The 22,975-nt window shown below is 29.4% G+C and carries 31 protein-coding genes; 28 read left to right on the top strand and 3 right to left on the bottom strand.

What is annotated here, in order from left to right; all coding sequences use genetic code 11:
* Nucleotides 1–2: 2 nt before the first annotated feature.
* From H3N56_RS02205 to H3N56_RS02085, 25 genes are all read left to right on the top strand, one after another.
* Nucleotides 3–464 (top strand): P27 family phage terminase small subunit, encoded by a 462-nt coding sequence (locus H3N56_RS02205; RefSeq protein ID WP_185879676.1) that lies wholly within the window; start codon nucleotides 3–5, stop codon nucleotides 462–464.
* Entirely contained in the window at nucleotides 464–2,173 is a 1,710-nt protein-coding gene (locus H3N56_RS02200) for a terminase large subunit (RefSeq protein ID WP_185879675.1), read from the top strand. The genes H3N56_RS02205 and H3N56_RS02200 overlap by 1 nt, the downstream gene beginning before the upstream one ends.
* Nucleotides 2,173–3,423 (top strand): phage portal protein, encoded by a 1,251-nt coding sequence (locus tag H3N56_RS02195; RefSeq protein WP_185879689.1) that lies wholly within the window; start codon nucleotides 2,173–2,175, stop codon nucleotides 3,421–3,423. Before H3N56_RS02200 ends, H3N56_RS02195 begins: the two co-directional genes overlap by 1 nt.
* Nucleotides 3,424–4,161, top strand: coding sequence for a head maturation protease, ClpP-related (locus H3N56_RS02190; RefSeq protein ID WP_185879674.1), 738 nt, complete (start codon nucleotides 3,424–3,426; stop codon nucleotides 4,159–4,161).
* Between the two features lie 9 nt (nucleotides 4,162–4,170).
* A complete protein-coding gene (locus H3N56_RS02185; RefSeq protein ID WP_185879673.1) occupies nucleotides 4,171–5,391 on the top strand; it encodes a phage major capsid protein in 1,221 nt (406 codons plus the stop codon).
* A 9-nt stretch (nucleotides 5,392–5,400) separates the two neighbouring features.
* On the top strand, nucleotides 5,401–5,679 hold the full coding sequence (locus H3N56_RS02180) for a head-tail connector protein (RefSeq protein ID WP_185879672.1): 279 nt from the start codon (nucleotides 5,401–5,403) through the stop codon (nucleotides 5,677–5,679).
* Nucleotides 5,672–5,995: a phage head closure protein gene (locus H3N56_RS02175; protein WP_185879671.1), complete on the top strand. Its 324-nt coding sequence runs from the start codon at nucleotides 5,672–5,674 to the stop codon at nucleotides 5,993–5,995. Before H3N56_RS02180 ends, H3N56_RS02175 begins: the two co-directional genes overlap by 8 nt.
* 4 nt (nucleotides 5,996–5,999) lie before the next feature.
* Nucleotides 6,000–6,407: an HK97 gp10 family phage protein gene (locus tag H3N56_RS02170; RefSeq protein ID WP_185879670.1), complete on the top strand. Its 408-nt coding sequence runs from the start codon at nucleotides 6,000–6,002 to the stop codon at nucleotides 6,405–6,407.
* A gap of 7 nt (nucleotides 6,408–6,414) precedes the next feature.
* Complete coding sequence (locus tag H3N56_RS02165) at nucleotides 6,415–6,864, top strand: DUF6838 family protein (protein ID WP_185879669.1); 450 nt, start codon at nucleotides 6,415–6,417, stop codon at nucleotides 6,862–6,864.
* The gene (locus tag H3N56_RS02160) at nucleotides 6,851–7,945 is read left to right on the top strand and encodes a phage tail sheath C-terminal domain-containing protein (protein ID WP_185879688.1); all 1,095 of its coding nucleotides are present in this window, start codon (nucleotides 6,851–6,853) and stop codon (nucleotides 7,943–7,945) included. Before H3N56_RS02165 ends, H3N56_RS02160 begins: the two co-directional genes overlap by 14 nt.
* A gap of 13 nt (nucleotides 7,946–7,958) precedes the next feature.
* The gene (locus tag H3N56_RS02155; protein ID WP_185879668.1) at nucleotides 7,959–8,369 is read left to right on the top strand and encodes a phage tail tube protein; all 411 of its coding nucleotides are present in this window, start codon (nucleotides 7,959–7,961) and stop codon (nucleotides 8,367–8,369) included.
* A gap of 52 nt (nucleotides 8,370–8,421) precedes the next feature.
* Nucleotides 8,422–8,937: a hypothetical protein gene (locus H3N56_RS02150; protein WP_185879667.1), complete on the top strand. Its 516-nt coding sequence runs from the start codon at nucleotides 8,422–8,424 to the stop codon at nucleotides 8,935–8,937.
* Between the two features lie 235 nt (nucleotides 8,938–9,172).
* Complete coding sequence (locus tag H3N56_RS02145; protein WP_185879666.1) at nucleotides 9,173–11,488, top strand: hypothetical protein; 2,316 nt, start codon at nucleotides 9,173–9,175, stop codon at nucleotides 11,486–11,488.
* A 3-nt stretch (nucleotides 11,489–11,491) separates the two neighbouring features.
* Complete coding sequence (locus H3N56_RS02140) at nucleotides 11,492–11,944, top strand: hypothetical protein (RefSeq protein WP_185879665.1); 453 nt, start codon at nucleotides 11,492–11,494, stop codon at nucleotides 11,942–11,944.
* Nucleotides 11,937–12,890: a hypothetical protein gene (locus H3N56_RS02135; protein ID WP_185879664.1), complete on the top strand. Its 954-nt coding sequence runs from the start codon at nucleotides 11,937–11,939 to the stop codon at nucleotides 12,888–12,890. The genes H3N56_RS02140 and H3N56_RS02135 overlap by 8 nt, the downstream gene beginning before the upstream one ends.
* Entirely contained in the window at nucleotides 12,890–13,321 is a 432-nt protein-coding gene (locus H3N56_RS02130; protein WP_185879663.1) for a DUF2577 family protein, read from the top strand. Before H3N56_RS02135 ends, H3N56_RS02130 begins: the two co-directional genes overlap by 1 nt.
* Nucleotides 13,318–13,755: a DUF2634 domain-containing protein gene (locus H3N56_RS02125; protein WP_185879662.1), complete on the top strand. Its 438-nt coding sequence runs from the start codon at nucleotides 13,318–13,320 to the stop codon at nucleotides 13,753–13,755. Before H3N56_RS02130 ends, H3N56_RS02125 begins: the two co-directional genes overlap by 4 nt.
* A gap of 1 nt (nucleotide 13,756) precedes the next feature.
* A complete protein-coding gene (locus tag H3N56_RS02120) occupies nucleotides 13,757–14,848 on the top strand; it encodes a baseplate J/gp47 family protein (RefSeq protein ID WP_370521041.1) in 1,092 nt (363 codons plus the stop codon).
* Nucleotides 14,838–15,380: a putative phage tail protein gene (locus H3N56_RS02115; protein WP_185879661.1), complete on the top strand. Its 543-nt coding sequence runs from the start codon at nucleotides 14,838–14,840 to the stop codon at nucleotides 15,378–15,380. Before H3N56_RS02120 ends, H3N56_RS02115 begins: the two co-directional genes overlap by 11 nt.
* 1 nt (nucleotide 15,381) lies before the next feature.
* Entirely contained in the window at nucleotides 15,382–15,711 is a 330-nt protein-coding gene (locus H3N56_RS02110; protein WP_185879660.1) for a hypothetical protein, read from the top strand.
* 4 nt (nucleotides 15,712–15,715) lie between these two features.
* Nucleotides 15,716–16,066 (top strand): hypothetical protein, encoded by a 351-nt coding sequence (locus H3N56_RS02105; protein WP_185879659.1) that lies wholly within the window; start codon nucleotides 15,716–15,718, stop codon nucleotides 16,064–16,066.
* 189 nt (nucleotides 16,067–16,255) lie between these two features.
* Entirely contained in the window at nucleotides 16,256–17,023 is a 768-nt protein-coding gene (locus H3N56_RS02100) for a hypothetical protein (protein ID WP_185879658.1), read from the top strand.
* Nucleotides 17,024–17,032: 9 nt separating this feature from the next.
* On the top strand, nucleotides 17,033–17,578 hold the full coding sequence (locus H3N56_RS02095) for a hypothetical protein (RefSeq protein ID WP_185879657.1): 546 nt from the start codon (nucleotides 17,033–17,035) through the stop codon (nucleotides 17,576–17,578).
* A gap of 4 nt (nucleotides 17,579–17,582) precedes the next feature.
* Entirely contained in the window at nucleotides 17,583–17,828 is a 246-nt protein-coding gene (locus H3N56_RS02090) for a hypothetical protein (RefSeq protein WP_185879656.1), read from the top strand.
* Nucleotides 17,828–18,508 (top strand): hypothetical protein, encoded by a 681-nt coding sequence (locus H3N56_RS02085; protein WP_185879687.1) that lies wholly within the window; start codon nucleotides 17,828–17,830, stop codon nucleotides 18,506–18,508. The genes H3N56_RS02090 and H3N56_RS02085 overlap by 1 nt, the downstream gene beginning before the upstream one ends.
* A gap of 315 nt (nucleotides 18,509–18,823) precedes the next feature.
* Here the strand turns inward: H3N56_RS02085 and H3N56_RS02080 are convergent, their stop codons facing one another.
* The 3 genes from H3N56_RS02080 to H3N56_RS02070 all read right to left on the bottom strand — a co-directional run bounded on the left by H3N56_RS02080 (nucleotide 18,824) and on the right by H3N56_RS02070 (nucleotide 19,872).
* The gene (locus H3N56_RS02080; RefSeq protein ID WP_185879652.1) at nucleotides 18,824–19,009 is read right to left on the bottom strand and encodes a hypothetical protein; all 186 of its coding nucleotides are present in this window, start codon (nucleotides 19,007–19,009) and stop codon (nucleotides 18,824–18,826) included.
* Between the two features lie 187 nt (nucleotides 19,010–19,196).
* Nucleotides 19,197–19,547, bottom strand: coding sequence for a hypothetical protein (locus tag H3N56_RS02075; RefSeq protein ID WP_185879653.1), 351 nt, complete (start codon nucleotides 19,545–19,547; stop codon nucleotides 19,197–19,199).
* Complete coding sequence (locus tag H3N56_RS02070; protein WP_185879654.1) at nucleotides 19,504–19,872, bottom strand: hypothetical protein; 369 nt, start codon at nucleotides 19,870–19,872, stop codon at nucleotides 19,504–19,506. Before H3N56_RS02070 ends, H3N56_RS02075 begins: the two co-directional genes overlap by 44 nt.
* A 658-nt stretch (nucleotides 19,873–20,530) precedes the next feature.
* Between H3N56_RS02070 and H3N56_RS02065 the strand changes: the two genes are divergently transcribed.
* The 3 genes from H3N56_RS02065 to H3N56_RS02055 all read left to right on the top strand — a co-directional run bounded on the left by H3N56_RS02065 (nucleotide 20,531) and on the right by H3N56_RS02055 (nucleotide 22,945).
* Entirely contained in the window at nucleotides 20,531–21,484 is a 954-nt protein-coding gene (locus H3N56_RS02065) for a tyrosine-type recombinase/integrase (protein ID WP_185879650.1), read from the top strand.
* A gap of 228 nt (nucleotides 21,485–21,712) precedes the next feature.
* Nucleotides 21,713–22,213 (top strand): hypothetical protein, encoded by a 501-nt coding sequence (locus tag H3N56_RS02060; protein ID WP_185879649.1) that lies wholly within the window; start codon nucleotides 21,713–21,715, stop codon nucleotides 22,211–22,213.
* Between the two features lie 297 nt (nucleotides 22,214–22,510).
* Nucleotides 22,511–22,945: a phage holin family protein gene (locus tag H3N56_RS02055; protein WP_185879648.1), complete on the top strand. Its 435-nt coding sequence runs from the start codon at nucleotides 22,511–22,513 to the stop codon at nucleotides 22,943–22,945.
* Nucleotides 22,946–22,975: the final 30 nt, after the last annotated feature.

Genomic DNA, 22,975 nt, shown 5'->3' with positions numbered 1-22,975 from the left:
AAATGGAGGTGTCAAAAATTAGAAAACCACTTGAAGTACAAACAAAACATTTAACTCAGGAAGAGATAAAAATAAAAAAGTTAGAGCAAGAATCGGTTTTTGTAGGAAATGAACAACTTAAAATCCCTCCAGATTGGCTGGTAAACGAGATAGCAACAAAAGAATGGGTAAGACTTGTAGAGCAGTTTAATAAAAAATCTATGATAAGCAACTTAGATTATAATAATTTGGGAGCTTATTGCAATGCTTTTGCTAGGTATGCATCTATTGTAACAAATCTAAAAACAGACGTAATGATTGTAGAGGAAATAAATCCACTTGTAAGCTTAGAACTGAAGTATTCAGATGAAATGAAAAGGTATGGTTCTTTGTTAGGATTAACTATGGAATCAAGATTAAAAGCTGGCTCTGGAATAATTACAATAATAGATGAAAAACTAGATAAAGAGTTTGGAGATGTTTAATGAGTACTAAAAGTGAGCTTGTACAATATTCAAAAGATTGTATAGACGGAGTAATACCAAGTGGACAAAAGCATATATGGGCTTGTAAACGTTTTTTAAAAGATGTTGAAGAAAAGAAGTTCATTTGGGATGAAGAGGAAGCTCAACGAATTGTTAAATGGTTTACATACCTTAACCATTCAAAAGGTGTATTAGCAGGAACTCCAATAATGCTAACAACTTGGCAAAAGTTTATAGTTTGTCAAATATATGCTTGGAAAAGAAAAGATGGGTATAGAAGATTTAAGAAAGCATTTATAGAGGTTGGAAGGAAAAATGCCAAAACTCAAATGCAAGCTGGATGTATGCTGTATGAAATATCTGTAGTGGCAACAAGAAATAATGAGATAGCAGAAACATTTTGTGCAGGAACAAAAAGAGAACAATCAAAATTACTATTTTCAGAGTGTCAAAATATGCTTACTGGGAGTTCTTTATCTCCAAAATTCAAAATAACAAGAGATAAAATAGTTCACATAAAAACAACATCATTTTTAAAGCCATTATCTAAGCAAGATGGAAAAACAGGAGATGGAACTAATCCTGCTGCATTGGTTTTAGATGAATACCATCAACATGCAACAACAGAATTCTATGATCTAGCACTAGGAAGTAACTCTAAAGAGTCATTATTGTTAATAATAACAACAGCAGGAATAGATTTAAATGTTCCTTGCTATAGAGAGGAATATAAATATTGCTCAGAATTGTTAAATCCAAATTTAGATATAGAAAATAGTGAGTATTTTGTAGATATTTGTGAAGCTGATAAAGGTGATGAAATAGGAGATATAAGAACTTGGAAAAAAGCGAATCCTCTTAGAGCAACATACAAAGAGGGGATAGAAAAGATAACATCTGATTATGAAGTTGCTAAAAGCGTTCCTGAAAAGATGATTTCATTTAAAACAAAAATCTTAAATATTTGGGTTCAAGCTAAAGATTTAGGATATATAGATATGGAAAAATGGAAGAAGTGTCAAGTTAAGGAATTACCATATGAAATAAGAAATAGAGCTGTGTATGTAGGATTTGACATGTCTGCCAAGATAGATTTAACAAGTGTATCATTTATACTTCCTATAATGGATGATGGAATAGCAAAATATATAATTTTTAGTCACTCCTTTATTCCAAATAGAGATAAATTAATGGAGAGAAAATTAGTCGATAAAGTTCCTTATGATACATGGGAAGAGTTAGGATTTTTAACAATAACAAATACCCCTATCGTAGACCAAGAACAAGTTATGCAATATGTAATAAAAACTTGTGAAGAAAACAATTGGGAAATAAGGCATCTTTGCTTTGATCCCGCAAATGCTTCTAAGATAATGATGGATTTGGAAGTGCAAGGATATGAGGTAACAGAGGTATTTCAATCACATAAGTCTCTAAATGAAAGCACACAAGGCTTTAGAGAACAGGTATATTCAGGAAATATTATATATGTGTATAACCCTCTTCTAAATTATGCTATGGGAAATACTGTAATAAAGCAAAATAATGGATTAATAAAAATAGATAAGGATGCTTCACGAAAAAGAATAGATCCCGTTGATGCACTATTATGTTCATTTAAACTAGCTATGTATCATGAATTTGAATTTGATATTACTCAATATGCAGAAGATAACTACCTAGATAAATTATATGGAGGGGGTGAATAATGAAAATAGTTGAAAAAATAAAAAATATGATGAAAACAGAAAAAAAAGAAGGACTTACTCTTGAAGAGCTTGGAGATTTTTTAGGTGGTTATGGAATTAATATAGATAACATTGATAATAGTAGTGATTTATCAGAAACAATTTATTATATTTGTTTAAAACATTTATCAGATACAATGTCAAAAATGCCCTGGGAACTTAGAGTTTTAACAGAAAAAAAGGGGAAAGAAAAGATTATAAATTCTAAAATGGAAACCCTTTTAAATCTTAGACCTAACCCATATATAAGTTCTGCAACATTTTGGGGAACAGTTGAACTAAATAAATTACATCATGGAAATGCCTATATATATATAGAAGCAGACAGAAATGGATTTCCTAAGTATCTTTGGGTACTTCCAAGCAATCAAGTAAAGATTTGGATAGATAATAAGGGTATTTTTGGTAGATTAAATGCTCTTTGGTATGTTTGGACAGATAGCAGAAGTGGAAAGCAATATAGCTTTGAAATGGATGAGATTATACATTTTAAAACACATATTAGTTTTGATGGACTTTCAGGAATTCCAATAAGAGATATTTTAAAAACTCAAATAAGTAGTGGTAAAAATTCTATCGGATTTTTAAATAAATTATATAAAAATAATATGTTTGGATCTAAAGTTTTAGTTCATTATACAGGAGAATTGAAACAAGGAGCGGAGGCTAAGATAGCTTTAAAACTTGAAAATTTCTCAAAAACTCAAGGGTCAGGAAAGTTTATTCCAATTCCACTTGGGATGCAAGCTCAATTACTAGATATGAAGCTAGCAGATGCACAATTCTTTGAGAATAATAAAGTGTCAGCATTACAATTAGCAGCTGCATTTGGAATAAAGCCAAACATAATAAATGATTATACAAAATCATCATATAGTAACTCTGAAACTCAACAAGTAGATTTCTATGTAAATACACTTCAACCATTATTTAAAGCGTATGAACAAGAAATAACATATAAATTGTTAAGTGAAAGGGATATTGATAAAGGATATAGATTAGAAATTAATGAAAAAATTCTCTTCAAAATGGATAATAAAACCCAAGCTGAAGTTTATAGTAAATACTTGACTAATTTTGCTATGACACCAAATGAGGTGCGAGAAGATTTAAATCTTCCATATATAGAAGGTGGAGATACTCTATTAGGTAATGGTTCTACAATCAATTTAGAAAATATAGGAACACAGTATATAAAGGGGGGTGAATAGATGCCAATACTAAATTTAGATAAAGGCAAATTAGAAGTAAAAAATAAAACTGAAAATGCAGTGGATCTTATTATTTTTGGGGAAATTGCATCAAGTAGATGGTCAAATAGTGATGTTATACCCTCTGATGTGAATGAGTTATTAAATGAAATTGGAGAAAATGATGCTTTAGATATTTATATTAATTCACCAGGTGGAAGTGTATTTGCAGGAATAGCAATATACAACATGTTAGTAAGACATAAAGGTCATAAAAGAGTTTTTGTAGAAGGGTATGCAGCTTCAATAGCCTCAGTTATAGCTATGGCGGGAGATGAGATTATAGTTCCTGAGAATGCTTATTTGATGATTCATAAAGCATGGGGGTTTGCAATAGGTAATGCTGATGATTTAAGAGAGCAAGCTAATTTATATGAGAGGTTTGATACCACGATAGCAAATGCTTATATGACAAAAGCAAAAGAAAATAAAACCTTTGATGAATTTTTAGAACTTATGAAAGCTGAGACATGGTTTGATGGTTTTACAGCTCAAGATTATTTCAATGTGACTTTAACAGAGTCAGTTGATATAGCAGCTTATTTAGATGGAGAACTATATAAGAATTATAAATTACCCCAAAATCTTTTAATGAATAACATAAAAGTTAAAGATAAAAATCCTGAGAGTCAAGAAGATTTTGGAAGTTCCGAAATTGAGTTAGCAAAAGCAAAATTAAATTTATTAATAAACTTATAGGAGGTCATAATGACAAAATTACAACAGTTACAACAAGAGATGTTCAATCTAAAATCAGAAGCGAAAAATACTATGGAGAGGGAAGGGATAACAGAGTCCGAAATAAAAGAGGTTACAAATAGAATATCAGAGCTTCAAGCTAAAATTAATTTACAAAAAGAATTAGAAAATTCAGGAACTGAAGTAAATAATAGAAATGGACAGCAATTAGGAAGAGGCAATTTAGATGGAGATAATACAGACTCAAATGCAAGATATGAGGAAGCCTTCTATAATACTTTAAGGGGAAGAGCAAATGCAGATGATATAGAGGTCTTAGAAGCAAGAAACTTAAATTCAGGAGTTGAAGCTGATGGTGGATGTTTAATACCAGTAGACCAACAAACAGAAATTAATGAATTAAAAAGAACATATACAGCTTTAAGAGGATTAGTAACAGTTGAACAAGTAAGAACAACGACTGGGTCTAGAGTATTAGAGCAAGATGCAGAGCATACTCCACTTGAAGAGTTTACAGAAACAGGTGAGGAAGGAATTAAAGAAACAAGTGCACCTAAATTTATACCTGTGACATATGCAATAAAAAATTATGGTGGAATTTTACCTATTCCAAGAACTTTACTACAAGATCAAACAGCTAATTTAAGAAGTTATCTAAATAAATGGTTAGCTAAAAAAGCTGTTGCAACAGAAAATTCTTTGATAATTGCAATCCTTAATACATTAACAAAAGTCCAAGTTGAAACTATTGACGATGTAAAAGATATAATGGATGTTACATTAGATCCATCTATTTCAGCACTAGCTAAAGTAATAACTAATCAAGATGGATTTAACTACTTAAATAAACTTAAAGATTCACAAGGTAATTACTTGTTAGAAAAAGACCCTAAAAATCCAACTAAGAAGATGTTAAATGGAAAAGAGATTTTTGTTTTATCAAATAGAACATTGAAAACAACAGGAACAACAGAGAAAAAAGCTCCGCTAATAATTGGGTCATTAACAGAAGCAATTGTATTATTTGATAGAGAAACAATTGAATTAAAATCAACTGATGTTGGCGGAGATGCTTTCAAGAAAAATAGAGTAGATATGAGAGCTATTATGAGATTAGATGTTAAGAAATTTGATTCAGCAGCAGTTGTATTTGGTCAAATTCCAATAGTAGGAACAGCGTCTGTAGCTTTTAAACAAAGTGTAGAAGAGAAGGATACTAAGAAAAAATAAGGTGGTTAAATGATAGATTTAACAAAAACTAAAGAGTATCTAAGAATAGATGAAAGTGATGAAGATAATTTTATTGAAATGCTTATAGAATTTAGTAAAGAAGAGATAGCAAATTCCACTGGAGTCACTTTTGACTCTGGTGGTTCTTTTAAAACTTATGAGTTAGCTCAGTTGATAATTATAACTGATAGATATGAAAATAGAGGCTCTCAAGACCTTGAATTTAAACCAAATAACATTCTTTCATCTTTATATACTAAATTAAAGTATAGTGATTTAAATGTCTAATCTAAGCAGTAGATTAAGAAATAGAATTGGCATCTATAAGAAAGAAAATATTAAAGGGAAATTGGGAACAAGCTATGAGGATATATTAATAAAAAAAGTATGGGCTGAGATAAAATTTCAATCTGGAAGTATCGTTAATGGTGAAGGAGATACAGCAGCCAATAACACAAGATTTAAAATAAGAATTAGGAAAACAGATATTAAAGCAGATTACCATATCGTTTATAAGGGCTTGATTTACGATATTGAATACATTTATCCAGATTTTAAAAAGAATAGCTTTATAGACCTAATGGTAAAGCTAAAAACGGAGTGACAGCATGAGCTTAGATAAACTATCAAAGGATTTAATGAAATTAGCTAACTCAATAAATAATGGTAAAGACTCAAAAGAATTTTTAAGAAAAAGCGGAAACAAATTAAAGAATAAAACATTGAGTGTGGCAAAAAGTAGGGTGAATGAATCTACTGGAAATTATATAAAAAGTATAAAACGAGGTAAAGTTTATGATTTTAAAGGAGCATTAGCAGTGAGGACTTATTCTACTGCTCCTCATGCTCATTTAATTGAATATGGATATATAAAAAAGGATAGAACAGGTAAAGAACATGGATTTCAAAGAGGTAAACATGTGTTTATGACAGCTCAAAAAGATTTTGAAGATGAGTTTTACAATGATACTCAAAATTTTATAGATGATGTTCTTATGAAAAATGAATTTAAGTAGGTGAAAGGTGATAAGTTTTATAGATATACAGGCTTCAATAGTATCTAAACTGGCTAAAATTGCTCCAGATATAGAAATTAACTCTTCAGATATAGAAGAAGGCTTTAAGAGACCTTGCTTTTTTATAGATATGTTAGATATAGATTCTTCAAATTTGATGGATAAGTTCCAGGAAAGAGAAATAGAGTTTGATATTCTATATTTTCCAAAACATCTAAAAAAAAATCAAATGGATCTATTAAAAATGAGAGATATTTTAAACAAAGCTTTTGTAGAAGAACAATCTTTTAATATAACAGATGATTTAGTTGTAGAAGCAACAGATGTAAAGATATTTGAAGTTGATAAAGTTTTACATTGTGAGTTTAAAGTATTTATAGCAGAGGAATATGAGAGAGAATACGAGCACAATATTGAAGAATTAGAGTTTGGGGAGGAAATTAATGGCGACAAGTAATGGACTACCTAAGTTAGAAATAGTTTTTAAAGGCTTAGGAGTATCAGCGATAGCAAGAGGAGAAAAAGGCTATGCTGTTTTAATAGTTGAAGATGAGACAGTTGGAGATAACAAACAAAAATATGTAACAATAAGTGATTTCACAAGTGATGAACAGAAAATGTTTAGCCCAGAAAACATTCTATTTATTAAGGATGCTTTAGAAGGAACACCATTGGCTCTTTATGTATTTAAATTAGGAACAGATGGAGAATTAACAGATTTATTAAATAAAATAAAAGGAATTATACCTCGTAATTCATGGATAGCAATTCAAACATCTACAGCACAAAAACAAAATGATTTAGTTACTTTTGTTAAAGGAGAGAATAAAAACAATAAAAAAAGATATAAAGCTATTGTATATAAGGCTACTGCTGCTGACTCTATGCACATTATTAATCAAACTAATGAAAAGATAGAGTTTTTTGATGAAAGAGGGTTAAAGAATGGAGAGTATGCACTTTCATATTTACTTGGTTTTTATGCAGGACTATCAATGATGATGTCAGGGATAGCAAAGCCTTTAAAATTTAAAAGTGTAGTTGAACCAGAAGATCTAGAAGTAGTTATAGGAAAAGGAGAACATATTCTTTTTAATGATGAAGGAGAAGTAAGAGTAGCTAGAGCTGTAAATTCACTTGTGACAATATCTGAAGGAGTTACTGAAGAAATGACACATATAAATACAGTTGAAAAAATGGACTTAATTTATTGTGACATATATAAAGCTTGGAACAATAGTTATAAAGGTAAGTATCCAAATATTTTAGATAATCAAATGTTACTAATTTCATCAATCAATGGATATTTTAAAGCTTTAGCTAAAGATAAGATATTAGATCCTAACTTTGATAATAAATCGATGGTAGATATAGCATCTCAAAGATTAGCTAATTATCCAAAATGGGGAGAGGAAACAGTTAATTCCTGGGATGATGCATATGCTATGAAAATGACAGTTGCCACAAAAGTATTTTTAAAGGGAAGTATAAAGATAACAGGAATTATGGAAGATTTCTTCTTCGATATATTCATGTAAGAAGGAGGAATAGATGGCAAATCCTAAAAAGAATGACTATTTTAATGGAAATAAAGGAAAACTTTGGGTTAATGGTGAGGAAGTTGTAACTGTAACTAAATCTAAGGCTGTAAGAAAAAATAAATATGAAGAAATTCCAGCTCCTATTGGTGATGGAACGGTAAGGGTAAAAGTAGGAGAGACAATTGAATTTTCAGGAACATTTAAATTCTTAGGTTCAGAAAATTTAGATGCTTTTAATGAAAGTGAGGATATTGCATTAATTTTAGCAAATACAAATATATCAGGAAAAGTAACTAAAAGACTTAAATTAGATGGAGTTACATTTGATGAAGAAGTTTTAATTGATTTTGAAAAAAATAAAGTGGCAGAAATAGAGCTTTCAGGACAGGCTGAATCTTTTGAATGGTTACAAGAGAAATAAAATAGAAAAGCTCCTTATTAGTAGGAGCTTTCTTTTTAAAAAGGAGATGAATATGGAAAAAAAACAACCGATAACAATACAAGAATTTTTAAATAAAGTTGAAGAGAATGAAAGTAAAAAAATAAAGGTAACACATATTGAAATACCAGAACTTGGATTAGTTGAGTTTGTAAGACCTCGTGAAGGAGTTCTATTAGATTATTTAGATGACACAGTTAAAGCTATAGATATAACAACAGAGAAGACATTTGAAGAGGAAGAAAAAAATGAAGAGGATTTCGAAACTTTAGAAATGGAAGAAAAAAGTAAAGTTATACTTAAAATGCAAAAAGAAAATTCAAAAGTGGATATGAAATTATTAGTAAAAGCTTCTGAAAAACTTGTTTATAGATGCTGTCCAATTATGCAATCAAAAGAAGTTAGAAATAGATTTAAATTAATTTCACCGTATGAAATTCCAACTCAGATATTAGGTATGAATGCAGTTAATGATTTAGCTCAAAAATTGAGTGGGATATTTGATGGAATTAAAACTCAAGAGAAGGTGAATGAAGCAATAAAAAACTAATAGGAGGTAGTAAGAAGTATGGAGAGCTATTTTGGGTTTCTTACTATCTACAAAAAGGGCATAAATTAAATTATTTATTAAATCTTGATTATGAAGACCAGGTATTCTTTAAACAAAGCATGGAAAAAATGAATGAAGAAAAAGCTCTTTATGATTATCAAAAGATGGAAGCTTTTTTAAAGGCTTTAGGAGGTGAGAAGAAATAGGGAACAGAGTAATAAATACAATATTAACTTTGAGAGACAATCTTTCAGGACCTTTAAAAGCAGCTTCAAAAGCAACAGAACTTGCAAATAACCACTTAGAAAAAGCCAAAGAACAGCTTAAAAAATATGAGGGAACAATAGCAAATGCCAATAAGAATATAGATTCAGCAAAAGCAACAATAGCAAATGCCAATAAGAATATAGATTCAGCAAAAGCAACAATAGCAAATCTATCAAAAGAGTATTCTCATAATTCTAAACAAATAGAAAAATTAAAAGCGGAAACTGAAAAGTATGACAACTTAGTTGCAGGATCAAATAATAAAGCTCAAGGTTATAGAAAAAATTTAGAAGATACAAAACTAAAACTGAAAGAGCTTAAATTGGCACAGGAAGCTACTAAAAAATCACTAGAGGAAGCACAGAAAACAGGAGATAAAGTAACTCTAAATAAGTTATCAAAGGAGTTTTCTAATAATGCAAAAGAAATAGAAAAAACTAAATTAGCAGCTGAAAAATATACTCAAAGTTCAAAAATGACAGAGGAGCAAGTAGCAAGTTATACCAAACGATTAGAAACTGCCAAAAGTCAACTTCATGGATTTGAAAAAGCTCAAGAATCAAATACTGATGCAATTGAAACAGCAAAAAAAGTAATGGTGGACTACGAAAAGGTTATTACAGAAAATAGTGAACGTTTGAATACTGCTAGAGCAAAAGTAAGGGAATATGCTAAATCCATTGCTGAAACTACTAAAAGAACTGAAGAAGGTAAGAAAAAGCTTCAAGAATGGGGAAAATCAGCAATGAGTACTATGGATAGTATTGTAAAAAGAGCAGCACAAGCAACAGTAGCAATTGCATCTGTAGTAAGTGGATTTGCAGTCAAAGAAGGCTTTGGTGAAGCTATGAATATGGAAGGTTACAAGATGCAACTTGAAACAGCTACAAAATCAACTGAGAAAGCTGGACAATTAATGTCTAACGCAATTAAATTTGCAAACTCAACACCATTTGAAACTGGAGAGGTGGTAGAATCTACAGCTAAAATGGAAGCATACGGAATTTCATCTAAAAGATGGTTAAAAGATGTTGCAGATATGGCTGGAGCAACAAATAAATCAATAGATCAAGCAACTGAAGCTATGGCAGATGGTGTAATGGGTGAATTTGAAAGGCTGAAAGAGTTCGGAATAAAGAAAGAACAATTAATAGAAGCAGCAGCTAAAAAATATGGAAAAAACATTGTTTTTAATAAAAGAGGACAAATAAAAGATGAGGCAAAGTTACAGGATATTTTACAAGCTGAAATGCAAAAGAAATTTTCAGGAGGAGCCGAGAAACAAGCTAAAACAATGAAAGGGTTATGGTCAACTGTAACTGGAGTAACAAAGTCATCATTAGCTAAAATAGTAGGTATGACTGAAGATGGAACGATTAAGCAAGGCAGTCTTTATATGAAGCTGAAAGAACAGGTAGAAAGAGTTGTGGCTGTTTTAAATAGATGGCAAGAAGATGGAACAATAGACAAGATAGCTGAAAAAGTAACTAAAGCAGTTGAAAATATGATTACATTCTTTTCAGATCTCTTTGATTTTATAAAAGAACATAGGGTATTGATTGAAACAATTTTAGTACTTGTTGGAAGTATTTATTTAACTATTAAAGCTTTAGTAGTATTAAAAGCAATATTAACAGCTGTTTCTATAGTAATGGGGATATTAAATGGAACGCTAGCATTAACACCTTTGGGATGGATTGTTATAGCTATAGCTGGAGTTGTAGCAGCTTGTTATTTGTTATGGCAACACATAGATTCAGTTGTAAATATGTTTAAAAGTTTTTTCAAATGGATAAAAGAAATTTTAGATTTTCTTGGACCTTTTGCATTTGCTCTTGCTGCTTTAACTGGTCCAATCGGACTTTTAATATCAGGACTATTATTAGTAATCCAACATTTTGAGAAAATAAGGGAAGTTGGAAAAAGTATGGTAGGATTTATTAAAAATATTTTTGGAAGTAATGATAAAGAGATAGATATAACTATTGATGAAACTAAAAATTCAAAAAATAAAGTAGAAACTATTGGGAATGTAAAAACAAATACTCCTGGTGGTATTGGAAATATGGATGTTCCAGATTTAAAGGTTTCTAATAAACCAGAGCCTAACTTTGGACAAGATAAAAGATATAGCCAAGAAAAAAGTTCTACCAAAGTAAATACAACTCCTCAATATACAATAGTTATAAAAGGAGATGTATACGGATTTGATGACTTTAAGGACAAAGTAGCAGAAGCATTTGTAAAAATAACAAATCCAAATATATCAAATATGGTGAGGTAACAAATGATTTCAAGGATAGCAAATTATGTGTTAAAGGGTATGGAAATATATTTTTCAGTAGATAATAATAGAGAGATATTTAAATTACCTTATGTTCCTCCTGATGTTGATTTTGGATCTCCTTTGGATTCTGGAACTTTTGAAACTACAAGTGGAAAAATTTTAACTTTAGTGGGAGAAAATGGCTTGAAAACATTGACAATAGATAGCTTTTTTCCTTCTAAATTGTATAGTTGGCTTGGAAGTGTTACCTTAGCCCCACTATGTATAGATTTCTTTAAAAGACACAGAAATAAACCATTAAGGATAGTAATTGCAAGCTTATCAATTCAGGAAAATATGGAGTGCATAATAACAGATTTTAGGTACAGTAAAAAGCATAATGGAGATATAAAATATACCCTTTCAATTCAGGAATATATAAATCCTAATAAAATTGGAGGAAATAGTGCATAAATTAAAATTAATTCAAGGAGATATAGTAACAGATATAACAAATATAGCTGGAAATATTTCTTTAAGTACAAGTATAGACACTTTAGGAGCTTCATTTAATTTTAGTATGCCTAGGAACTTTGGAGATTCAAATTATATTTTAACTGAAACAATAAAAGTTGGAGATATTATAAAATTTCAAAATGAGAGGAACCTATTCACAGGAATAATTGTAGATATGGATACATTAAAATTTTCAAAAGAAATAAAATGTTTTGATTTCTATTTTTATTTGAATAAAAATAAGGTTATAAAGCAATTTAACAGTTTGAACGCCTCCTCTTGTATAGAAAGTTTGCTTAAAAGTATAGGGGCTAAAACAGGAAAAATAGAAGCAATAGCAACATCAATTGACAAGATATATAAAAATAATACTGTCGCAGAAATAATAGATGACATTTTAAAAATCGTTAATGAAGAAACAGGGAAAAAATATATTCTAGAAATTGAGAATACAACTTTTAATTTGGTAAGTCATAAAAAAATAAAAGTTCAAGTAACAAATAATATATTTGGGATGCCTGCTCTTACTGAAAGTATTGCAGATATGAAAAATATTGTCCTTATTGTTTCAAATGATTCAGAAGATGAAAGTATCTATGCTAAAGCTGAAGATAAAGAGAGTATAAAAAAATATGGAATGCTACAAGAAGTAATCGAGGTTGATCCAGATAAAGATGATATTTCAAAAGTTAGAAATATAGCTTCTCAGAAGTTAAAAGAGTTGAATAAAGTCTTAACTACTTCAAGCCTTGATGCACTAGGAAATGATGATTTAAGAGCTGGAAGGTTACTAGATATTGAAATTAAAGAGTTCGGAATTAAAGATGAGTTTTTAATAAAAAGTTGTACTCATACTTTTCCAAAAGGTAATCATATTTGTAGTTTGGAGCTGGAGGTGAATTAATGAATTATCAAACAGAAATGGTTAAAATGATGAAACAAAGAGAAAATAAAGAAGTTGAATTTGAACCTTGCATTGGTAGAGTAATTAAAGCTCCTCCAGAAATAGAAATTTCAATTTATGATGGGCAAGTTATTTTATTACCTCATAAATTATATATGAATGACAGATTATATAACGATTACACAAGAGAGTTTGATATAGAAGGCGATATAACAGAGATTACGATAGAATCAACATCTAGCAGTGTAGAAGCTAGTCCAGGTCCTCATAAGCATAAACATGGGACTATAGAAGGTACTGGAAAATATAAAGCGGTTGGAACAATTATAAATACAGATACTTTAATAGTTGGAGATTATGTAAAAGTTGTTCCTACAGAAAAAGGGCAAAAGTGGTTTATAGATTCCAAATATAGGAAGGTGAAACCATGAGTATATTTCCTAGTTTTAATGAAAGTTTAGATCTAAAAGAAGAAAATAAAAATAAAGGGAAAAAAGAGATCCTTTTTGATTTTAAAACAAAAAAAATAGTCATAGTTGATGGAAAAACTAAAGAAGCAAGTGAGATTGAACAAGTTAGACAATGGATTGAATTATTGATATTAACTCAAACTGGAAAGTATAGAGTTTATGATGATACTGGTTTTGGAATGACTGATTTATATAATTTAAGAGGGCATAGTATATTTAGTACACCTTTTGGAGTAATGGAGTTAGAAAGGGAAATAAAAGAAAAGATTCAAGCTAAAAAAGAGGTTAAAGAAGTAATAGATATTAAATCAACAAATGGATTTAATTCTTTAAATATAGAGGTAACAGTTATATTAAAAAGTGGAGAGACTTTAACAAGTGAGGTGAGTATATAGAGTGACAACATATAAAGTTCCTACTATAGATGAAATAGAACAAGAAATGTTAAATAGTATTTCAGATGATTATGTAAAAGATATTGGAACTTTTACGAGGGATTTAACAAGGACATATGCTATAGAATCTCATAAGTTTGAAAAAAAATTAGAAGAGTACTATAAAAAGTTAGACGTATATAATTTAATTGGCCAAGAATTAACAAGATTTGTAGAGCAAAGAAAGGGATTATATAGGAAAGCAGCTAATCCAGCAAAAGGAGTATTAACAGTTGAAGGAACTGGAGTTATAAAAGTAGGAGATTTTTTTGAAACAGAATCAGGGAACAGATATAAGGCAACAGAACAAGTTACTATAAACACACTAGGAACTGTAAATATAGAAGCAGTGAAGGCTGGTTCAAATGGAAATGTTGGAGCAAACTCTATAACACTTATTCCAATTACAATTCAAGGAATTTCAAAAGTTACAAATAAGGATCAATTAATAGACGGATATGATGAAGAAACAGATGACTCTTTAAGAGAAAGATATTTAATAGAGATTCAAAAACCCGCTACTTCAGGGAATGTATATCATTATATGCAATGGGGAAGAGAAGTTGTTGGAGTTGGAGATGTTAGAGTTTTTCCTTTATGGAATGGAAACAATACTGTTCAGATGGTAGTAATCGATGATAATAAGGTTATTGCTAATGAGGAATTGATAAATAGGGTTCAAGAGTATGTAGATCCTAAAGGTCATGAGAATGAGACTTGGGGTACTGGAGCTGGACAAGCACCAATTGGGGCTTACTGTACGGTTATAAGTGCAACAGCAAAAATAGTTAATATAGAAAGTTCTCTTATTTTAAAAGATGGTTATAATCTTGAAGAATTAAAGCCCCTTATAGAGCAAGAAGTAAGAGTTTATCTAAAGAACATAGCATTTAAAAGAGAGAGTGTCTCATACGCTATATTATCATCATGGATACTTAATGTTGAAGGTATTCAAGAATGGACAACTTTCACAATAAATGGATTACAAGAAAATGTAATCATAGGAACAAAAGAAGTGGCAGTTCTAGGGAACGTGAATTTAAGTGTTGCATAAAATTGGAATTATAAATAATTTACATAGAGTTTTTAGAGAGGATCCATATCTTAATTCTATTTTAGGAGTAGCTGGAGAAAAATTAGATAACCTAGAAAAAAGAGCAGAGTTGTTAGGAACTGAATTTTGGTTCGATACAATGACAGCATTTGGAATTGCTATTTTAGAGAATCAAATGGATTATAAAACTATGAGTATAACACTTGATGGAAAAAGAGAAGAAATAGAAGCTAGATGGAAAACATCTGGGAAATGTGATTTAAAATTATTACGAACAATAGCTAACTCCTGGAGAGATGGAGAGGTAGCAATATTATTTACAAATGCAGTTATAGAAATAACTTTTGTGTCAGTTATAGGGATTCCACGAGATGTTGAAGTTTTAAAATCAGCAATAAATGAAGCTAAACCAGCACATTTGCCAATAAATTTTACATTCAAATATAGGCCATGGGGAGTTGTAAAACCTAAAGTTTGGGATAGTTACAAAAAATTTACATGGGGACAACTTTTAAAAATGGAGGGAATATAACTTGAAACAAACAGATACTTTAAAATTAAAGAAACCAGGTTATGATAATTTAGCTGATATAGAAGTATTGAATGAAAACTTTGATATTATTGATGAAAATGCTAAAAAAATACAGGGAGAATTAGATGCTAAAGAGCCAAAAATAGAAGTTAAAAATAGTGGTTTTAATTTGAATAAAACTAATTTAATAGAAGATGATGAAAACAAGCTTTCTACAGCTAAAGCTGTTTTTAAATTAAAAGATACTTTAACAAAAGATTTAACAGAAAAAACTACAAAAATGACAACTACAGAAGTTGAAGAGATAATAAATAATCTCAGGGGGGAATAGTAGTATGAATTTAGAAAAAATTATGAAAGTTTCCTGGAGAATTAATGAGTTGCAATTTGAAAGAGGAGTATTCTTAGAAGGGGATTTGAATATTGCTATTTTAGATATTCAAATAGAAAATTTCACTCCAGAATCTGAACTGGAACTCTCATTTTATAATGAAAACGAAAAAAAACTTTATGTACAAAAAAAAGTTAATTTACAACAAAATGTAAAAATTAAAATCCCTAATGAAGTTCTTCAAGTCCCAGGTCAAGTTTTTGTAAGATTAACTCAAAAAAAAGGAGATTCAATCTTACAAGCAACTGAAGAAATTTACTTCTATGTTGTAAAAAAAAAGATTATGAACTCTTAAATCAATATATTCCTGAACTAATTGCAAAAGATATAAAAGGAACTATTGACGAGCTGTATGAAGTTATAGCAAACGGTAAAGGAGAACTAGAGGAATATACAGAAAAAGTAAAAGATCATATAGATAACTGCATAATAACTTCGACACAAGTACGAATTTTAATTGATAAAATTAGAGGGGGATAAAATTATGGCAAATGCAAATGCTATTTTAAAATATGAACAACTAGAAGAGTTAGTGACTTTAATATATGAAGATATAAAAAAGAAAGCTGGATTAGCTCATACACATCAAGCAACTGACGTTATAGAAAATGCAGCTAAAAGATTTGTAAGTGATACAGAGAAATCAACATGGAATGCAAAGATAAGTCAAAGTCAGCTTGATTCAGCTTTAAATACACTAGCAAGTGGTCTCACATGGAAAGGTAGTTTCCCTACATTAGAAGCATTAAAAGCACTTCCTAATCCTCAAGATGGTTGGTTTGGTATTGTTACTACAGGAGAAAATACATTCTATATTTATGAATCAGATACAAAAATTTGGCAAGATTTAGGTGGATTAATGCTTCCAGGTGTTGCAACAACAACAGCAAATGGACTAATGACTAAAGAAATGGTTATTAAATTGGCTGGATTAAGTAATTATACTCTACCAAAAGCAACTTCAGCTGTTCTCGGAGGGGTAAAGTCAGGATCTATAATTACAGTCGATGCAAATGGTATTTTACAGATAGATTCAACAAAGATAATATCAGCAGCAGAAAGAGGGCAGTGGAATAAGGCTTCAACAGATTCAGCATTAGCTTTAACAAAAATAGCAACTACAGATGCTAATTTAGGAAATGCAGTTTCAAGAATTAGCAGTGTTGAAACTAGAACTACAAACCTAGAAGCGAAAATGGTTTATATAACAAATGCAGACATAGAGAGTTTAGTTGAAGCGTCAAAAAGGTAAGGAGAAAGCATGAGTATATCTAGTTTTAAAAAATCATACTATGCTCTTTTAAATAATCAAGATGAGAATGCGTTATTAAATAAATCTGGGCTAAAAACACTGCTAACTTTAATTATGCCTTTAGCTTCTGTTAGTGAAAATGAATTTAAATGCACCCTTACTCCTGGTGAAAGTGTTATAACTTTATCTCAAGATTTTATTTTAAATAAAACTTTAAAAGTATCTATAAATGGAATTTTGTTATCTTTAAATCAACATTATACTGTTGATACAGTTTTAAAACAAATAATGCTTAATGAAAAATATAAATATAAAGCGTCAGTTTTAATAACTGAGTATATTAGCAACTTAGAATCTAGATACGACTACATATTAGAGTCTGAAACAGAGAAAATAACTCTTCCGTCTAACTTTAATTTAAGCAAATTAAAGATATTTATAAATGGTTATCTACTAAGTTTTGACAAACATTATAGTATAAATTATGCAAATAAAGAAATAATTCTTAAAGAGAAATATAAAATAGGAAGTGAAATTGCTGTATTAGGGGGATAAAATAGTGATTTTTAGAAATAAAAGAGATACAGAAAGTTTTTTAAGAGAAAATACGATTCAATCTCTTCAAGAAAATAAATATGTTGAAATTGGAGATATTATTCTTGTAGCAGAAACAGAAAGTTTCTACACGATAAATGAAAATGAGGGAATATTACTTAATAACCAACTTTATGCACTTAAAAAAATAGATAATATTCTAACAACTATAGAAGTTGAAGAGATAATAAAAAAATTAAGGGGGAATTAATGAAAAAAATTCTTAAAACTTTAGATCCAATTTTAGGAAAAACTGCATTTAGTAAAGCTATGCAGTTGATATATGAAGATTTTGGTAAAAAAGAAAATTCTTTTGTAAAAAATACTGCTTTTAATAAGAATTTTGGAATATCTACAGGACAAATTTTAGAAGGGGCTAAGCTCGCAGAAACATTAGGAATTGAATATAGTGGAATTTTAAATAATACTACTACTAAAGTTGCGGGGAAAGCATATTACGACACAGCTAACAAAAGTATTTTTAAGTGTATAAGAAACACATCAATAAATTACGCAGATGCTACCTACTTTACTGCGATTTCAAATGATGATTTATTAGGTAAATTAGAGAATTTGCTCAAGTCTAAAGAAGTTTATACATATAAATCAGGGTTACAACATTCTATAAATATGACAGAAATGAAATCATACAGAGTGATAGAAGTTTATATTGCCATGACACAAGCTACATCACAGTTTGAAGATTTAAAAGCTAAAACTATAACTTTTAGAAGTAATTATAATACGGTTAATTACTCAGGAATACTCGGCAAAGATGTTGGTGATGGTAATTTCATTTATTATAAAGTTTTTGAAGAAAATAATATTTTAAAAATTGAGACTAATTCAAATATTTATATTTATGCTCGCGTAAGATGCTACAATTATTGAAATTATTGTCCTGCCAATATTAGAGAATTTATCTAATTTCAACTCTGATTCAAAAGGTATATCTTTTGTAATAGGTGATTTAGGAATATGTCTTTGTAAGTACAACATCTCAAATCCTAATGGCCAATTTCAGCTAGATTGTGACCTTCCCCTTGTATATAAAGACACTAATTTTATAGCACTAATGAACTCTGATTCAGAGGTATCGAGGCATACTGTAGCTGTGCCAATAGGAAAAAATGCAATCAGATTAACTAACTTTGGGGGAGCAAAGCAATTGATTGCAAATGTTATAGTGCTTGGTAGAATCTAACTTTAGTTTACATATGAAATCGTTCCAGCACATCCATTTCCTACACCAATTTTTGAATCAAATGAAAATTTAATTTCACCACTTTGGTCTATGCTAAATATCATGATAAAAGGACTTGAAGCATCTGGTCTTACAACACCATAAACTCCTAGAGCGGGTCTAAATTCACTTGGCAATATATATTTCAATTTTTTAACCACAGGTTCTAAAGTTCCAACACTCGTTGGATTAACAAACATAGTTAATGTGGTTGTATTTCCTATTTTTTTTGCAGTTATTGTAAAAGATGCTTCTAATACAGCATTAGCAAAATCAGAAAAAGTATAGTTTAAAGTTTCTATTTTAAGTAAATTCTCTAATATTGGTTGATAGTCTTTAACTCAGTAACTCTATAGCAACATAATAAAATGTTGGAGTAAAATTAGAAGTTCCTCCAGCATGCCTAGCTATGAAGTTTGTAGTGGTTATTTTTGAAGTTTGAATTGCTGCCCATTCATTCGTAGTGCCACTATAATTAGTTTGACTTATAAATAAAATTGGAACTTTCGCAAATGAATTTTTGAAGGATATAGTTTTGGTATTTCCAACAACTGAGGGTGTTGCTATTGAAAAATTTCCTATTTCTATTTTTCTGATCCCTAAGTCTTCGATTAAATTCTCTAATATTAAAGTAAAAATAAATTTATTTATGGAGTATAAATGATATAGAAAAATATAAAGATTCATCATAATCAACCAAAATTTGATTAAGTGAGTTTACCAAAATTTTACCATTCCTAATTCTAGCTACAATAACTTTTCCTTTGTTTGAAACTATTGGGAAAAATGTGCTATTAATTTTAAATCCATTTGGGATAATAAGTTCTAAAAATTCAATAAGGTTAGAACTGATACTTAGGCCTCTTCCATAATCACCTAGGTCTACACTAACCAATATAGTGTTATTATTTCTAGCACTATCACAAACGGCTATTTCTCCACTAACGCCTGATATTTTTTTTAAAACAATTCCATCACCAATTAAATTCTCTAATATTAGAGAATTTATCATGTTATAACAAACATACTATGACTTCATATGGATTCGAGATAATCATAGAACGAACTGGGAATATTTGTATATTAAGTGTTTCTTCTTACACTCCAACACAAAATTCTGGCGGAATATACGGATTACCAACCTGGGCTATTGCTCTGACAAAGGGTTGTGGAGCTTTAACTGGCGATGGTGTGCCGTTGGCCACAGGAGAAATGTATGTTTCGGAGTCAGAATTCAGTTGGTTTGTTAACGATATTTCAAGACCCGCATTATACACTGGTCAAATAATTTATATCGCAAAGTATTAAACTAAAAGCATTAGATAAATTGTTCCACTTCCTCCATTTTGAGGATTTATCCAATAACCATCTGGAGCTGTATTTAGACCTAAAATTATATTGTTTTTAATAATCTGTTGATTCAGTGCAATTTTTCCATTTTCAAAAGTTATTGAAAAATTAAGAATATGTTTATAATCAATCCCTATGGGAATTTTAACTTCTTCAATTGAATTGGGAGGAGAAATCCATCTATATTGTTTGAAAACTATTTTATTTTGGATATTCCCATTTGAACCTACTAAATTCTCTAATTTTAGAAATTATTTATATCTAAAAGTCAAGTAAACCTTTAAAATATAGTTTTACTATATTTTTTAGGAGGAACAACTATGAATTACAACGAAAAGAATATGCAGATTTATGACATGTATTTAGAATCTAATAAAGCTAGAAATTTTGAAACCATAAATACTACTTATAAGATGTATAAGAGCAGAATGATAGATTATTTAAGTTATTTAAAAGAAAAAGAAGGAAATAAGTTACTTTTGTCAGAAGCGACAATAAAGAGTTGTGTAAATATTCTTGAGAGATATATCAATCATTGCAGAGACAAGGGAAATAATAATCAAACTATAAACAACAAATTAACAGCAATTTCTAGTTTTTATATCTGGTGTGTAAAAAGAGATCTTATCAAATATCATCCTTTTCAACATAAATTAGATAGATTAAGAAATGGAAGATTTGACAAAAGAAGAGAAAGTTATTACTTATCTATAGAAGATATTATGAGAGCCAAAATCCTTATGGAGCATAACTCTAAAAAATTTGATATTCAATCAAGATTAATGTGGGAGTTGTTCCTGGAAAGTGCGGCTAGAATATCCGCTATATCCAATTTAAAATTATCTCAATTAGATTTAAAAGGTGGATATTTTAAAAACGTTAAAGAAAAAGGAAATAAAATAGTAGATATAATTTTCCTAGACAATACTGAAAAATTATTGAGAGAATGGCTAAATGAGAGAGAAAATAAAGGAATAATATCAGACTTATTATTTATAACTAAAAGAAATGGTGAAATTGTACAAATGCAACAAAGTACCATAAGAGCTAGGATAAAGAAAATAGGAGAGTTGATAGGTTATGAACAACTTTATCCGCATACTCTTAGAAAAACGGCTATAAACTTACTAAGTAACCTCTCAGATATAAATTTTGCGTCTGAGTATGCAAATCATTCTGATACTAAAGTTACAAAAGAATATTATATAAAAACAAAAAGCGGAGCAGAAAATAGAGATAAAATATTGCAAATTAGAAGGTCGAAAGGACTTTAAAAAATCAATAAATTATAAGATTTATACAAAATTTCCACTTTTTCATAGTATCTAAAGTGTTGATTTTACTAGCTTTTTAAAATTGAGGACATGGACAAACAACCTATAGCTTTTACCATTTTATTGGCTTTAGAAGCTGCTGAAACATATAAAAACTGCTTAAATCTTATAATTTACATAATTTAAAAATAAATAAAAACAAAAAATAAAATTACAGGAAGTGATTAAGTGATACTTTATATTTATGATGTAAAAACATTAAACATAGTAGCAAAACCTATCGTAAACTCAAATAATGAGTTTACGAATAATCCCTTAAACTTTTATCCAGACTGGAATATGGGAATCCATATAGTAAGTGAAATAGAGTTTCAGAATCCGATGTTAGATATAAATATAATAAGAGAAAAAACTAGAGAAGAACTAATCTTGTTAGATAATAAAAATGAATTGCTTCAGGATGGAGAATATGTTGAGAATAATAAAATTATCAGAGTGGAAGCTCCAAGTTATTTATTTAAAAAATTATGGAATAAAGAAAATAATTTATGGGAAGAAGGGGGAACTCAGGAGGACATAAATTTAGAAGTTAATAAACTTATAGATGAATTTACAATACTTGGAGAGCAAAAAGAACGATGGATAAAATATGGGTTTGATGTATTAGATATAGAAAATAAAATTGCAGAAAATATAATAAGAAGAAAGTTTCTTTTAGAAATATTTTGAATAGTTAGAAATAAAAAAATGGAGGAATTTTTATAAAGACTGTATTTGGATTAATATTAAATAAAGTTCTAGATCTCTTTATTAAGAGATCAAAATCTGGAGAAAAAGACCAGGAGATTCAAATAAAAAAACAAGAAAACTTCAAACAGATAATAGTAATTATTGCAATAATTCTAGTTGGAATTTGTGGAGCGAATGAGATATTCCCAAAACTAGAGGTCAGTCCTTGGTGGTATTCAATGACCGAAAAAATTATAAACTATTTATTTGAAAACTAAAACTAAAATTAAAATAGAGGTGGGGAATATTAAGGAAACACTTGATAACTTATTATTATATACACAAGGTTTGTTTTTCTGGCTTGGAGCAGGATTTGCAAGTGCTGTAGGTGGAATTGATGGGGATATAAGAGTTCTTTTCTGTTTGACAATAATAGATTGTGCCACAGGGCTTCTCAAGGCTATAAAAGAAAAAAATGTATTATCTAAAAACATGTTTATAGGTTTTATTATTAGAAAACCAGCTATTTATTTAGCTATTGCAACTATGGCACAACTAGATAAAGCCACATTTCTAAATGATATAAATATTTCGCTCAGAGTTTGTATGATTACTGGTTGTATCATAATGGAGTCTATATCAATAATGGAAAATTTAACTAAGTTAGGAATAAAACTACCTGGTCTTATAGAAAACATATTGGCTGTAAAGAAACAAAAATTAGATCAATGATTAAAGCTAAAAAACGACCTCGTAAAATCG

The sequence above is a fragment of the Cetobacterium sp. 2A genome (assembly GCF_014250685.1).
In the GTDB taxonomy this organism is placed as follows: Bacteria; Fusobacteriota; Fusobacteriia; order Fusobacteriales; family Fusobacteriaceae; genus Cetobacterium.
The sequence above is the reverse complement of the archived record's forward strand: the minus strand, read 5'-3'. Positions and strand labels throughout refer to the sequence as shown.